General features: G+C 48.2%; 10 protein-coding genes. 9 read left to right on the forward strand and 1 reads right to left on the reverse strand.

Annotated elements, in window-relative coordinates; all coding sequences use genetic code 11:
* Positions 1 to 442 precede the first annotated feature (442 nt).
* The 9 genes from MKY66_RS01005 (at position 443) to MKY66_RS01045 (ending at position 12,278) form a co-directional block, all read left to right on the forward strand.
* A complete protein-coding gene (locus MKY66_RS01005; RefSeq protein WP_076210178.1) occupies positions 443 to 2,455 on the forward strand; it encodes a sensor histidine kinase in 2,013 nt (670 codons plus the stop codon).
* Complete coding sequence (locus MKY66_RS01010; protein ID WP_076210180.1) at positions 2,446 to 4,209, forward strand: response regulator; 1,764 nt, start codon at positions 2,446 to 2,448, stop codon at positions 4,207 to 4,209. Before MKY66_RS01005 ends, MKY66_RS01010 begins: the two co-directional genes overlap by 10 nt.
* Positions 4,210 to 4,380: 171 nt before the next feature.
* Positions 4,381 to 5,694 (forward strand): extracellular solute-binding protein, encoded by a 1,314-nt coding sequence (locus MKY66_RS01015; RefSeq protein WP_076210182.1) that lies wholly within the window; start codon positions 4,381 to 4,383, stop codon positions 5,692 to 5,694.
* 140 nt (positions 5,695 to 5,834) lie between these two features.
* Positions 5,835 to 6,704, forward strand: coding sequence for a sugar ABC transporter permease (locus tag MKY66_RS01020; protein ID WP_076210184.1), 870 nt, complete (start codon positions 5,835 to 5,837; stop codon positions 6,702 to 6,704).
* Between the two features lie 15 nt (positions 6,705 to 6,719).
* Positions 6,720 to 7,595 carry a carbohydrate ABC transporter permease gene (locus MKY66_RS01025; RefSeq protein ID WP_076210186.1) on the forward strand — a complete coding sequence of 292 codons (876 nt, stop codon included), beginning with the start codon at positions 6,720 to 6,722 and terminating at the stop codon, positions 7,593 to 7,595.
* A 185-nt stretch (positions 7,596 to 7,780) separates the two neighbouring features.
* Positions 7,781 to 8,422: a polysaccharide deacetylase family protein gene (locus MKY66_RS01030; protein WP_076210188.1), complete on the forward strand. Its 642-nt coding sequence runs from the start codon at positions 7,781 to 7,783 to the stop codon at positions 8,420 to 8,422.
* A gap of 148 nt (positions 8,423 to 8,570) precedes the next feature.
* Positions 8,571 to 9,824, forward strand: coding sequence for a mechanosensitive ion channel domain-containing protein (locus MKY66_RS01035; protein ID WP_076210190.1), 1,254 nt, complete (start codon positions 8,571 to 8,573; stop codon positions 9,822 to 9,824).
* Positions 9,825 to 10,013: 189 nt separating this feature from the next.
* The gene (locus MKY66_RS01040) at positions 10,014 to 11,258 is read left to right on the forward strand and encodes a macrolide family glycosyltransferase (RefSeq protein ID WP_076210192.1); all 1,245 of its coding nucleotides are present in this window, start codon (positions 10,014 to 10,016) and stop codon (positions 11,256 to 11,258) included.
* A gap of 165 nt (positions 11,259 to 11,423) precedes the next feature.
* Positions 11,424 to 12,278, forward strand: a complete 855-nt coding sequence (locus MKY66_RS01045) for an aldo/keto reductase (RefSeq protein WP_076210194.1) — start codon at positions 11,424 to 11,426, stop codon at positions 12,276 to 12,278.
* Positions 12,279 to 12,516: 238 nt separating this feature from the next.
* On the opposite strand, the gene MKY66_RS01050 is transcribed toward MKY66_RS01045, so the two are convergent.
* The gene (locus tag MKY66_RS01050) at positions 12,517 to 15,687 is read right to left on the reverse strand and encodes an alpha-mannosidase (RefSeq protein WP_083657000.1); all 3,171 of its coding nucleotides are present in this window, start codon (positions 15,685 to 15,687) and stop codon (positions 12,517 to 12,519) included.
* Positions 15,688 to 15,704: the final 17 nt, after the last annotated feature.

A 15,704-nucleotide genomic window follows, 5' to 3' on the forward strand; every position in this document is an offset into this window, starting at 1 on the left:
CCATATCAAGGTAGACGTTTACCATCTTCTTTTGTGTACTCAGATCCTCCGTCTCTCCCCCGCTTCTCTCTCCACCCGGCACAAACCACAACTTATTATCTGTACCTCCAACATTTTATAAAGCAGTACTTCTTGCGGCTCCAATTAGGGGCCCCTACCCGCAGCATTCACCACGATCAGATCCCCAAAGCCTCATTTCACTTCACTCAGTCAAGCTATATCCAAGCGATAAAAAGAGTTGAGCCTCCTCCATGCACAGTCCTATAATATACAATTGTATAAAATCCGAGAGAGTGGTGGATATCACAACAGGTCATCCGATCACAACCGATAAACCCATCACACATCGGAACCAAAGGAGGGTCACAGTGAATCAAAGAGCCAAAGATGCAACAACAGATGAAGGAGCAAGAGAAGTAACAGAAGGGGATGAAAAATAGAAGTGAAAGCAACAGCCCAATCAGATATTGAGAGCGATGCAGAAGCAAACGCAAATGCAAAAGCGAACACCAGCGCAATGAAGACGAATTGGACTCCCCGTTTCAAAGCGTTCATTCAACGCAAGCCCAAGACACTCGCTTTTAAAATTCCGTTTGCCTACTTTGTCATTATTCTGCTAACGGTGGCGTTTAGTGCGTTGGTTTTGAATCGAATCTCGGAAAATGACGCGCAACGAAAGATCAATGAAGCATCACTGCAGACAATTACATCCATTGAGACCAACGTTAATCTGATGATCGAGAACGTGAACAATTATTCGAAAATGATTTTCTCCGATCCGAACTTGCAGAACCTGCTGCGGCAGGGCAACGTGTACTCCAATTTACAGACACAGTCCAAGGTCAGCGCATATTTGACCAATCTTATGCAAGCGGTTCCAATTATTGATTCAGTATATATTTACGATAATTCGGGGCACCGATTCTCGGTTGGTACACAGGAATGGCCCACGTTTATGGAAGTGAATGTGAAGGAAGCGCCGTGGTACGAACAGGCACTGAAGCATAACGGAAGATATCTGCTCAGGCTGAATGGTGGCAACAACGACAGCGGAGTCTCGACGACGGGGGAGAATGATGGGCACGAGGTGGTTTCGTTTATTCGTCTCATTCGAGATTTGGATGATACGTCTCCGCTTGGATTTTTGGTCATGAACATCAAGGGCAAATCCATCGCTCAAGCCTATGCTAACCTATCTGCACCGGATTCATTTCAGGTCGCCATTCTGGATGAGCATCAGCGGGTGATCGCAACGAACGCAACCGATGGAAAGAAAGCCGTGCCTGCTGTATCCGATGAATCCATGTCTGCCGCTTCTGGACAGGGAGGAATGCACGAGATGTTAGAGGCCAATCAGCTCAAGTTAAAACAAACATTTCAAGAGCAATCCTCCGGCTTCATCACCTTGCAATCGGGTGGTCAGGAATATGCTGTGACCTATCGTTCGGCTGGTGATGATCAGTGGAAATTCATCAGCATGAGTCCGTACCGAGCTACGGATACCCGCAATAAATCTATGGTGTTGCTTGCGCTGATCTTACTTGCGGTGAACGGAACTGTCTTTTTTGTCAGTTCATTCATCATCTCGCGCAGCGTCATTAAGCCGATTCATAAGCTGCTTCGTTCCATGCAGAAAGCGCCAAGCGGCAACTTCCGCAAAGTGACGGTTGAGCTGAACAGCTACGAATTTGCACAGCTATATGGAGGATACAACCAGATGATTGAGCAGATTGACCAGATGCTGAAACGCATCATTCAGGAGCAGCAGACGATCCGCAGAGCGGAGCTGAATACACTTCAGGCGCAGATCAAGCCGCATTTTCTATACAACACACTTGATTCCATTACCTCCCTGGCAATGTCGGGTATGAACGATAAGGTATGTGAGCTGTTAGAAGCGCTCGGAAGTTATTATCGGCTGAGTGTCAGCAAAGGCCGTGAACTGATTACGCTGCACGAGGAGGTTGAGATTGTACGCAATTATTTGACGATCCAGCAGGTGCGATACCCCGATGTATTTGAGGTGCAGTACGATATTGCTCCAGATTGTGAACGCGTGATGATTCCCAAGCTTGTGCTCCAGCCGCTGGTGGAAAATTCACTGTATCATGGTATTCGTCCCAAAGGCAGCCTAGGCACGATACGCATTCAAGCTCGTCGATCCAAGGAGGGGGTACTTCTAACGATCACTGACGACGGAGTCGGCATGTCCGAGGAAGAAGTGCAGCAGATTCAACGAACAGAAATGAACATGTTTAACCGTTCTAACTCATCTAATACTTCTAATCCTACCTATAACTCTAAACACAATCCAAGCTTTGGCTTGTGGGGGACGATGGAGCGGCTTCGCATTTTTTATGACAGAGAAGATGGACTTAAGCTGCAGAGCGAGGTTGGAAAAGGAACCACCATTATCATAACGATCCCGAAGGGAGCCGATGAATCATGGAATTAACTGTGGAACCATTAAAGGTATTGATTGTGGATGATGAGTACCTCATCCGAAATCTGCTGCGCATGCGTATCGATTGGGAGCAGCAAGGCATGAGTATCATTGGAGAGGCCTCCGATGCTGAAGAGGCTTTGAATCAGGTTGAGCTGTTACGTCCAGACATCGTGTTCACGGACATATATATGCCCAAGATGGACGGCATTGAACTAAGCGGCATCCTCATGGAGCGTTACCCGAACTTAAAAATCGTGGTTGTGACGGGACATGATGAATTTGAATATGCTCGTCAGAGTGTGAAGCTGGGCATATCCGATTTTATTTTGAAACCCATTCGTGCTTCTGAATTATTACAGGTTACGGCGAAGCTGCGAGTGGCAATCGAGCAGGAGATGGGGCGTGAGTACGAGCTGATGAAGCTGCGGGAGGAGATGAAGCAGAGCCTGCCTTATCTCAGGGAGCGATTTGTAAATCAATGGTTAAGTGATGTGATACCTGAGGATGAACTACAAGAGAAGGCGCGTTTCTTCGGCATACCTATCTCGTCTGGTGAACCAGGATTGCGCATTGCAGTAATGGAGGTGGAGGTTGCTGTACCGCAAGCGAAGATAGCTGCACCAGAGGTATATCAACATCTGTCCGAACCATATCAACCAACACCCCAAACACTCCAAACACATGTAGCACATCGAGGACCCCAACAACACGGTCAGCCCCAATTAAGCCAGCATCAGACAGAAGCCCATCCACATACTGCCGAGGAAATACATATTCTGCTGCGAATGGTAGGCATGAAGCAGGTGCAAGCTTTTTATCCCCAGGATTCGCAAACGATTATCGTCATGGACCCGCATAACCGGATAGTTGTACTCTCGCTTGGTGCGGATACGGAATTTGCCAATCAGGTGCAGCAGCTTCAGGAAGAACTTCAACATACACTTAAGCTCGAAGGATGTGAAGTTGATGTGACCGTAGGGATTGGGCAATGGCACTCAGGATGGGGAAGGGCCTGTGTGGGATACCGGGAAGCTTGTCGTGCACTCGATTATCAGGCGTTTGTGGGGAAAAATCAGGTTATTTGCTTCGAGGATCTGGTCATCGAAGGCGGAAAAAGGCCGTACCACTCGGATGCTCAGCTGCTCCAACAACTACAATTTTACGTCAGTGTTGGTGCGGGGGAAGAAGCCGTATTGTTGCTGGAGCGTATGCTGTCTGTGCCGTTCTCGGACGTTTCACAGTTTCGGATGGCAGCGATGGATGTGGTTACGGAGTGCCAGCGTGCTGCCATAGAGCAGCAGCTTGAGGGAGAGCACGCATTGAACAAAGAGGCCATTGCGGCCATTTTTACAGCAGGTCATCTGCCTGAAATAAAAAGCATGCTGGAGCAGCACGTCCGTATGGTATCGGATGCCATACAAGCTAAGCGACAGGCCAAGGAAGGTAATCTGATCGACCGGGTGATGGCTTATCTTGAAGAGAACATGGGCAATGCGGAAGTGGGGCTTTCCAGCACCGCGGCTGCTTTTTACGTAAGTTCGGGCCATCTGGGGCGGCTGATGAAAAAAGAAACCGGGCAGACATTTGTGGAATATATGACGCAGCTTCGTATGAGAAAGGCTGAAATACTGCTGAAGCAGACCGATTTAAAGGGGTATGAGATCGGGCAGCAGGTAGGCATCCCGGACCCACATTATTTCAGCGTCTTGTTCAAAAAACATATTGGCCGATCCATGAATGAGTATCGGAATGTAAAAATCTGAAAAACGAGATGTAAACCCGGGAGTGTAGAGAAGGTGTGAGCGCCCCCCTCTCCAATTCCACATATGTTCGAATATTACAAATCGATGCCTGTTTTCTAAATGGAGAACAACGCACAGTTCGCCTAAAATATGGGCTAGAACCAACTAAAACACATAGGGAGGTCCATAGAGATGAAAGCGCTATTAAAAAAATCAGCAAGTCTAATTCTGACTCTGGGAATTGTAATCAGTCTGGCGGCATGTTCAACCGGTTCGTCCGGTGGTACACAGGGGGAGAGCGATGGAAAGATCAAGCTGACGCTATGGGATCAATCAGTTGGCAATACCGATCCTTCGGCCAAACTGCTGCCCGAGATTGTTGAGAAATGGAACAGCGAGCATCCGGACATCCAGGTTGAACGTACGGGCACGACAGGAGAACAGTATAAAACCAAAGTCAAAACATCGATTGCGGCTGGTGAGGCGCCAGACCTGTTCTATGGCATGGGCGGCGGCAGCTTCATGCAGCCGTACATCAAATCCGGCAATGTGCTGGAAATCTCAAGTTACCTGACGGACGATATCAAAGAACGAATGGGTCCGGGAATGGCTGAGGCCATTAATATGGACGGCAAAATCTACACATTGCCCGTGTACACACATATCGCCAACCTTTATGTGAATACGGAACTGTTCGAGCAGGCGGGTGCCAAGATTCCGACCACCTATAACGAACTACTGGATGCAGTCTCCAAGTTGAAAGCGGCAGGAATCACACCGGCTGTGATTGGAGAGAAGGACCGCTGGCCGGGCATGTACTGGTACGACATTATTGCGATGCGTCAGGCAGGCAATGCTGCGGTGATGGAAGCCTTTAAAGATCCGTCGAAGTGGGATTCGCCCGACTTTGTAGCCGCCGCGACTAAAATGCAGCAGCTTGCACAAGCAGGAGCGTTCAACAGCAGTATGTTTAGCATGAGCTATGACGAGATGCTTGGGGCATTTAATGCAGGCAATGGCGCGATGATGTTCCAGGCCAACTGGGTGAATGCAGGAATTGAGGACCCGTCCTCCGCTGTCAAAGGCAAAGTGAAAGTGATTCCGTTCCCGGTATTTGAAGATGGCAAAGGCACAAATACCGAAATCTTCGGCGGAGCCGTCGATGGCTTCTACATCAACCAGAATACCAAACATTCCAAGGAAGCCGTGGAATTCCTCATGTATCTGAGCGAACAGCTTGGTACGCAAGGTTTCCTGGCTGGAGCCGGCCTGCCAAGCTGGAAAACAGATGCACTCGACACGTCCAGCCTGTCCTCCCTTGATCTGTCTGCGGCAGATATTATGAAAACAGCGACCTCATTCATCGCGTGGTGGGATAACATTCTGCCAGCGGAGTCTGCCGAAGCGCACAAAAACCTGATCGCCCAGCTGCTTGCCGGAGATGTAACACCGGAGGAGTTCTGCAAACAGATGGCACAGCTCAAACCAACAGAGCTGAGCCTGTAGATCGCGCAGGCTAATATGCGCGCAATCCTTACATGTGTATGCTCGTGAGCTTGCAATGCTACCGTTTCTAACCATGAAGATGAACCCAAACAAGGCGTGGTCCGGCATATCCCGGTCACGCCTTTGAGAGGAGAACAACAATGAACTCTGTATTTTCCAATAAAGGCACGATAGCCGTCTTTGTACTGCCCACCCTGATTCTGTTCTGCGGCATTGTGCTTATTCCAATCTTTGTCTCCAGTTATTACAGTCTGCTGGACTGGAACGGCGTAGGCAGGGGTACATTTATCGGCCTGGACAACTATGTAGAGATGTTTAAGGATACCCGGGTGCTGAATTCGATCAAAAACTCCCTGTTATTCGCAGGTGCTTCGGTGTTCATTCAACTGCCGATCTCGTTGGTGCTCGCACTGATTCTGGCGTCTAACGTCAAGGGTGAAGGTTTCTACCGGACCGTGTATTTCATCCCGGTGTTGATCTCGACGGTGGTTATTGCCCAGTTGTGGTCAAAAATTTACAATGCCGATTACGGCCTGCTGAATGTGCTGCTGCAAAGTATCGGCTTATCCAGCCTGGCACAGGACTGGCTGGGGCAGAAGGACACCGCCCTGGCAGCATCGTTTATTCCGACCTTGTGGCAGTACGTGGGGTATCACATGCTGCTGATGTATGCAGGTGCGAAGTCCGTGTCTCAGGATGTGCTCGAAGCTGCTCGAATGGATGGTGCTTCCCGTATTCGCACGGCGTGGTCCATCATGATCCCGCTGATGAAGCCGATTCTGAAGGTAAGTCTTGTTTTTTCGGTCATCGGTGCATTCAAGGTGTTTGACCTGATCTATGTGCTGACTGGCGGCGGGCCGTTCTACACCACTGAAGTGCCAAGCACGCTGATGTACGCTACCATTTTTGATACGTTCCGGTACGGATATGGCAGTGCGATCTCGGTCTTTATCATTGTGGAGTGTCTGGTGTGTACGATCCTCATTAATTCATTGTTCAAAACGGAGTAGAGGGAGGCATAAGGCATGAGTACCGTAGAAGTCATGTTGCAAAAAAAGCCCAAGCCGAGGTCCATCTCCGGACCGATCGGGAAAGTGTTCCTGCAAGCGTTTCTGATCCTCGTCGCGATTGTGCAGATCTACCCGCTCATCTGGCTAGCGCTGTTTTCCCTGAAGGATAACAGTGAGATTTTCAGCGGTGATGTGGCCGGGTTGCCCAAAGCGTTTTTGTGGAGCAACTACACCAAAGCAATGTCCGACGGCCATGTGCTGACCTATTTTATGAATAGTGTGCTGGTTACTGCGGCCTCCATTGTCTTGGTACTGATCCTGTCCTCCATGACGGGTTACGCAATCACGAGAATGAACTGGAAGCTCAGCGGGTTGACGATGACGATTATTTTGCTGGGCATGATGGTGCCGATTCATGCGGCGCTGCTGCCATTGTTTATTATTTTGAAGAATCTGAGCTTGCTCAACAGTTACTGGTCTCTGATCATTCCCTATGTGGCATTTGGCCTTCCGATGGCGGTATTCATTCTGGGCAGTTTTTTCAAAGGTATCCCAAGAGAGATGGAGGAGTCGGCGGTTATCGACGGCTGCGGCATATACCGGACGTTTTTCTCCATTATCCTGCCTCTGGTAACCCCGGCTATATCAACGGTAGCCATCTTCACATTTCTGTCCTGCTGGAATGAGCTGATGTTTGCAGTTACGTTTATCAATAACACGGCTTACCAGACATTGACGGTGGGTATGATGTCGATGGTGGGAACGTACATTACGCAATGGGGTATCATTGGTGCGGGACTGATGATTACGACGGTGCCAACGGTGATCATCTATCTGCTGCTGAACAAACAGGTGCAGAAGAGTATGATCGCAGGTGCAATTAAAGGTTAGCTGGAGGCTGGACTGGAGGGCGTGGCGGTAGAAGGGCTTGCTGCTCGCTCGCTGTGCTCTCTTTCTGGTGGATATCGGGTTGATCGGGATTTCGCAAGGTGTGATCTCTGGACTAGACCGGAGCCTGTGGTCATGGAATAATAAGGGAGTATGTAGCAGACAGTTGCAGAGAGGGGTCATTATTTATGGTCAATATCGCGATGGTAGAGCAGGAGTCAGTTCGGGAAAAGGTTGTGGCGTTCACGTTTGATGATGGGCCGCATCCGGTCTATACACCTCAAGTGCTTGAGATATTCCGGCGTGCCGGTGGGCAGGCGACGTTTTTCATGATTGGCCAAGAGATAGAGAACCACCCGGAGATTGCGGTGGAGGTGCATCGTGAAGGGCATGAGATTGCCAACCATACGTACACGCATCCAGATCTGACCAAGTTGACGCTGGAGGAAGCCGGGGAGGAGCTGCAACGCGCAGAAAATTTGGTTCAAGAAGTTACGGGGCAACCTGCCCGCTGCTTCCGCCCGCCGTATTTTGGCGTAAACGACGATATATTGTCTCTTGCGGCGGAGCGTGGATATCGTACGATTGGTGCGGTCAACGGTGATGCGAGGGATTGGGACAATCCCGGTGTTGAGCACATTCTTGAGCATACCCGATCTGTGGTGAAACCTGGCAGCGTGCTTATATTCCACGATGGGTACGGGGATCGTTCCCAGACGGTGGAGGCGGTTCGTGTGCTAGTGGAGGAACTGGTCGCGGAAGGGTACCGTCTGGTGACGGTGAGTGAGTTGTTAGACATTTCTCGTGAGCATGATATAAAGACGACATAATCAAGTGGGCCCATCATTCTTTGAATGACAGGGTCCTTTTTTAATATATATAATACATAGGAAGAACGGAGCGGGAGCACAAACTTTGCTTGCCCTCTCAAACTACTTTATAATAATAGGCTAAACTAGATTATGTCAGGAGGAAACAATGGACTTTATCAGAAATCAACTAGAAGAACTCGGCATGAGTGGACCTTCCATTGGATACCTTTCGAATGTGATTATGGTTATTTTTATCGCGTTAATCTCGGTAATGGCGAATGTTATTGCCAAGCGAGTGGTACTGAAGACGGTGCATCGTATCGTGAGTAACAATCGTTTCAAGTGGGGCCACATCGTGGTGCAGAAAAATTTATTTCAGAAGCTGTCACATCTCGTACCGGCCATTATTATCTATTATTCTGCTTATATTTTCCCGCCCTATCAGGCTTTGATTGAAAAAGCAGCAATGACCTACATGATTGTCATCATGATTACGGTTCTGAATGCTCTGCTGAATGTCTTCGATGATATCTATCGTACCTATGAGGTGTCGAAGATTCGCCCAATCAAGAGTTACATTCAGGTAGCCAAGATTGTCCTGTTCATAATCGGGGGCATTATCGTCATCTCCAGCCTGATCGGACAGAACCCGCTCATTATCCTCAGTGGACTTGGGGCATTATCGGCAGTATTAATGCTCGTATTCAAAGACTCGATCCTGGGCCTTGTGGCCGGTGTACAGCTATCGTCGAACGATATGGTGCGCGTTGGTGACTGGATCGAGATGCCAAAGTATAATGCGGACGGTGACGTCATCGACATTACATTGAACACGGTAAAGGTTATGAATTTTGATAAAACGATTACGATGATTCCAAGCTACGCCCTCATTTCGGATTCGTTCCGTAACTGGAGAGGCATGCAGGTGTCCGGCGGCAGAAGGATTAAGCGGAGTATCTATATTGATATCAGCAGTATCCGTTTTTGTACGGAAGAGATGGTGGCTGAATTTGAGAAAATCCACTACCTGACTGATTATGTCACGGCAAAATTAGATGAAATCAATGCATACAACATGGAACATCACATTAATACGGAAAGCACTGTAAATGGCAGACAGCTTACGAATGTCGGTGTATTCAGAGAATACATCCATCAATATCTGAGGAATCATCCGAAAATTCATAAGGATATGACGTTGATCGTGAGACAGCTAGCACCAGGAGATAACGGACTGCCACTTGAGATCTATGCTTTCAGCAATGATATCAACTGGGGTGTATATGAGAACGTTCAGGCGGATATATTTGACCATATCTTCGCGGTGGCGTCAACATTTGGACTACGGGCCTTCCAGAATCCAACCGGACATGACATTGTGCAACTGAAAGAGGATAAACAATATTCGAGCGGATATTGAGATCCGAAGCACCGTAAAGGTGCTTTTTTTTATTTAAAAAGTGACATATTTACTATTTACAAAAATGGAAATAATTAATAGTATGTTTATATGGGTTTGATTTCCATATTCTATTTTTTTATCTTCTCAATCATATGGATATACAATGTACCGCTTTGATTATTGGAAAATTTGATGGAGGTGAGCTTCGTGGCACGTGTGTTAGTTGTGATGATGCCTGCAGAAGGGCATATCAATCCGTCGCTCGGGTTAATCAAGGAGTTGATAGAGAGCGGAGATGAGGTCGTCTATTGTTGTACTGAAAAATACCGGACGAAGATTGAAGCGTTAGGTGCTCAATTTAAAGCTTACTCCTTCAACGAGGCAACCCTGCTCAACAACCCCAATATGAAGCCATTTGAAATCAAGCATCCGTACCAATTCTTATATATGATTTTGAAAAAAATAATTCGACGGTTTATTCCGGATGTTCTGAATCTGATCGAAAATGAAACCTATGACTATTTAATTTTTGATTCTTTAATCGGCTGGGGCGGACAAATTCTAGGTGAGAAGCTAGGTATACCAACGGTATGCTCAACCAGCACCTTTGTTTTTGTGGAGCCTCTTGGATCAGACAATCAACTGAAGGATGATACGGAGGAGGTCAAGGAGCTATATAACAGCATCGTGGAAATGTCCCAGCAAATAGCTTCCCAGTTCGATGTGGCTGTACCTTCCCTGGCGGAAATTTCAGGGCATTCAGGACAACTGAAGATTGTGTATACAAGCCGTTATTTTCAACCCATGGGGGACAAGCTGGACGACAGCTTTGTGTTCACTGGCCCGTCCATTATTCCTCGTAAGGATGCGCCAGCTTTTGCAAATGAATCTCTGCATGCTCTTTATAAGCAGGTCGTTTATATTTCGATGGGAACCATTTTAAATAAAGATCTCGAGTTTTATAAGCTTTGCTTTACGGCCTTTCGTGATTTGCCTGTGCAGTTTATATTATCTTCTGGGAAGGATACCGATATAGAGCCCATTGCTGATCTCATTCCTGACAATTTCATCATAAGACCCTATGTCCCTCAACTGGAAGTGTTGCAGTGTGTAGATGCTTTTCTGACACATGCAGGCATGAACAGTACCAGCGAAGCTTTGTATTACACTGTACCATTAATCATGCTCCCGTTAACATCGGATCAGCCGCGTGTAGCAGGTCGGGTAGAGGAGTTGGGAGCAGGTGTCATCGTGGACAAAAATAACCTTACACCCGATGTGCTTAGAAACGCAGTATTAGAAGTGCTCGGCAATGCCTCCTACAAGGAACAGGCTGAGGTTATTGGGAAAACGTTACGCGATGCTGGCGGGTATAAGCAGGCTGCTATGGCTATTAAGAACTTTATAGGCAATCAACCGTTATCGGCCACGCCCATCTCTTCGTTTGAATGAAAAGGAGACTGCCTTTCATGAGAGCAAGACGAGAAAGCCGTCATCCGACTAAAACGGAGTGTTAACTTCCAATTGATTCAAGCGCGTATGGAGGGGTAGATAAACGGAGAGGGGCATTATTTTTTCCATATTGTTCGTATACCTTTTGCAAAGGAGAGTCTTCAGATGAATCATCGAATTCCGGAATATACATTGAACGATGGCTTGAAAGTGCCTGCAATTGGATTTGGTACCTATAGTTTAAAAGGTGAAGAAGGCGTTAAATCGATCGCGTCCGCAATGGATGCGGGTTATCGATTAATTGATACGGCGTATAACTATGAGAATGAGGCAACGGTGGGCAGAGCAATTAAACAAAGCTCCATCGCCAGAGAAGATCTGCTCATTTCCTCGAAGCTTCCGGGGCGTTATCACGCTCATGATAAAGCACTTGTGGCGATCCAGGAATCCCTGTACAGAGCGGATCTGGATTATTACGACCTGTATCTGATTCACTGGCCCAATCCGAAAAAGGACATGTATGTTGAGGCATGGCAAGCACTGATCGAAGCCAAAAAACGTGGATATATCCGATCCATTGGAGTCAGCAACTTCCTGCCTGAGCACAATGAACGGCTGATTAAGGAAACGGGGATAGCGCCGAGTCTGAATCAGATTGAGCTGCATCCGTTCTTTGACCAAGCCGATCAGCGGGAACAGGATACAAAGCATGGCATCGTGAACGAATCCTGGAGTCCGATTGGACGTGGCAATGATGCCGTACAGGATATTCTGAAGGATGGGAACATTCTTCGGATTGCGGAAACGCATGGCAAAACGCCAACCCAGATCATTCTGCGCTGGCATGTTCAGCTGGGTTCCATTCCCATTCCGAAAGCTGGCTCCTTGCAGCATCAGCAGGAAAATATCGATATATTCGATTTTGAGTTGAGCACAGAAGAGATGCAGGTCATCTCTGCATTTAATCGTCCGGATGGACGTTTGTGGGATCAGGACCCAAGCGAGTACGAAGAATTTTAAGGATGACGTAGCCGATGGCTAAGTTGGTCGCTCTATAATCTACTATTGGTGATCAGAAACCCCTGTGAATAAACATGGTAAAGCCTGCCGGCTCTATCGATGATATTCCGGGGGTGTTTTTGTGTGCAGAGGAATAGAGGACGTGGTAAAAAAGAAAAAGAGTGCCATTGTCAGTAATGACAAGAAGCACTCGTAATATGAACGGTTACGGCAACATATTTACTTGTAAATGTGCCCGCTACGCTTTTGGGATACGGAAGGTCAGAATCTCATACGGTTTGATATCAAACGAAATTCGACCATTTTCCACGGCGCATTCCGCTTCGTTGTTCTCGAGCAAATCACATGCGTACGCCGTAGCACCTGCTCCTTCAGGCAATTGCAGGGAAGCACGGCTGCGGCGGCCATGTGCTTCGTAGACTCGGATGATCATATCATCGTTGTTCTCGGCTTTTTTGATAACCTCCAGCACGACATTATCCTGATCAACCGATGCAAGTGACCATGTTCCCGGCAACGTACCGGTTTGTGGCCTTACTTCACGGGCAACCAGCGGACGGTTGAGATCATAAGCGGCTTGGATGACACGTCCTTCACGGAAGTCGCCCTGATGTGGATAGAGCGCGTAGGTGAATACGTGCTGCTCTTTGTCGGCATTTTCATTCGGGTACGTTGCGCTCTTGATCAGTGACAGTCGCATCACCGAGTTATGAATGTCATATCCGTATTTGCAGTCGTTCAGCAGAGCAGCACCGTACCCGTTCTCCGCCAGATCGGCCCACTTCTGCCCGCATACTTCAAACCGGGCTTGATCCCAGCTCGTATTACGGTGGGTAGCACGCTCAACGTTGCCGTACTGGATTTCGTAGACGGCCTTTTCACTCCAGATATCCAGCGGGAAAGCGGCTTTCAGCAGCAAATGCTCCTGCTTCCAATCCACAAACGTACGGAAATCAATCCGGCGCGTGTGCGCATAGAAGATGATCGTTTGCTCAATGACCGAGTCCAGGAACTGTCGCTTCACTTGAAGCACGGAACGTACCGGCCCACTTTCAACCCACTCCAGCGACTGCAGGTCATTAATCTCCCACATATGCTGTTCATAATAATCGTCAATGTTCCATGCCTCGTATTCCGCAGGTCGATCCTCGAACACTTGCAGCACGTTACCACGCTTGCCAGACTGAAGCAGCTCACGGCCCTCCAGCTTGTCCCATACGGATGTGAACTCGGCACTTTCATTCAGGTGAATATCGTACCAAGGTGTATGGATGTGGCGCCGATCTGCTTCCCACTGTGTAACCGATACGCCCGCAACAAGCTCGTCTGTCAGATCTGGTGTGATTCGGAAGGATTTATACCCGGATGCAGGCACGTTCTCTGCAAGGAACACAAGTCCGCCTTCGGGAGTCCGCTGGCTTGGTACAGGGTGATCTCCATCGTAGACGGTTACCTTTCTCGCAAAAGCAGGCAGCTCAACCACATCCGTCCGTACAAATCCGGTGGTGTTAAATACCGCAATGGCTTCCCCATCAGATGTAATTCGGCTTGCGATGCCGTTAAGTGCACTGTCTTTTAGCTCATCCGTGACACGTAGAACTTCTTCATATTGCTCCTGGGAATCCACATATACCTGCTCAATGGAGCTGCCCGGGAGAATATCATGGAACTGGTTCAGCATCGTCAGCTTCCATGCATGCTCCAGTGCATCGGTTGGATAGGTTGCCAGTGCATTCGCCTGACGATGAATCATGGCATACAGCTCGGCATCGGCCAGTGCAAATTCGCTATGACGGTTGTACCGTTTATTACGCGCCATGGACGTGTAGGTACCCCGGTGATACTCCAGATACAGCTCACCCGACCAGCTGGGAACGGAAGGAACATCCGCCAGATTTTGCTCCAGCTTCTCGAAAAACTCGCGTACAAAGGTACGTTTCACGTCGGGTACGCCTGGCAAACCTTTTTCAAGCCGTCTGCCGTGCTCTAGCATCTCCTCGGTTGGACCGCCGCCCCCATCGCCGAAGCCGTAACACTGTAACACATCTGCATTGATATTTTTGTTCTGGTATCGCTGCCACGTGCCTTTTACTTGCGAAGCATTAAATCGTCCATTATAAGTTGTTTCGTAGCGACGCTGCCTGAAATCAGGGTGTTTGTCATAGTCTGTTGCTGTGATGAAATGGGTCAGGACCTCTGATCCGTCGATTCCTCGCCAGTACATCGTGTCGTTTGGAATCTGGTTTGTATCGTTCCAGGCGATTTTGGTCGTCATAAAATAATCTATCCCGCTCTTTCGCATAATCTGCGGCATCGCTGCACTATAACCAAATACATCCGGTAACCAGAGCACACGGTTCTCCACACCGAATTCTTCCTTGAAGAAACGTTTGCCGTAGATAATCTGACGGATCATGGATTCACCCGAAATCAGGTTACAATCGGCCTCCAGCCACATTGAACCTTCCGCTTCCCAGCGGCCTTCGGCCACCTTTTCTTTGATTTTCTCATATAGGGACGGATAGTCTGCTTTCAGGTATGCATATAGCTGGGGCTGAGAGGACATGAAGGTATACTCTGGGAACTTGTCCATCAAGTAGAGTACACTCGCAAAGCTGCGAATGACCTTCTCCCGAGTCTGATCCAGCGTCCACAGCCATGCCACATCGATATGCGTGTGTCCGATACAGTGCACGGTAGGGATGTGATCACCGGCAGGGCGGATATCACCATAGACATGATCTTGTAGATATCGGCGCGCTTCCAGCACCGACGCATGGAATTCTGTACTGTTTTCCTGGCGCAAATCCAGCAGATTCACGGCTTTATTCAGATGTTCGACTACCTTCAGCCGCTCCAGATCATCCTCACGCAGCAGATCCGCAGCATCTAGCGCAGCCTTGAGATCATAATACAAATCGGAGACTTGCTGATGATGCTCGGCAATATATACATTCAGAAAAACATCCGCGGCAGAGGTACTGCAATATGCATATAATGCCAGTTCAAACTCTTCGCCCTTCACCGCGGATGGAGTCAAGTCAATCTCCGTATGATTCACATCCAGACCGCAGATCAATTCCCCATTGAGGAATGCCAGAAATTGCGGATTATCGTAATTCCAGATGTCGTCAGCACCAGTGACGATGGTACACACGACCTTTTTTCCTTCCAGATGATCCGGGATTTGAATGCGGGTTTTGAAGCAGCTGTGTACATCTTTACCACCCCAGCCATCACCCTTACGGAATACGTTCCAGGAGGAAGGGTCCTCATGCACCAGTTCCCAGGAGTGGTAACCACTTTCTTTATGATAAAGCTCAGGGATATATGTCTTTGAGGTTAGTCGTGCACGTTCCAAGTGTTTAACAATGGTATGGATCCGAGTATACAAGGAATTCATTTTCATGTTGGTTTCCCACCTTG

The organism is Paenibacillus sp. FSL R5-0766, from assembly GCF_037971845.1.
Classification (GTDB): domain Bacteria; phylum Bacillota; class Bacilli; order Paenibacillales; family Paenibacillaceae; genus Paenibacillus.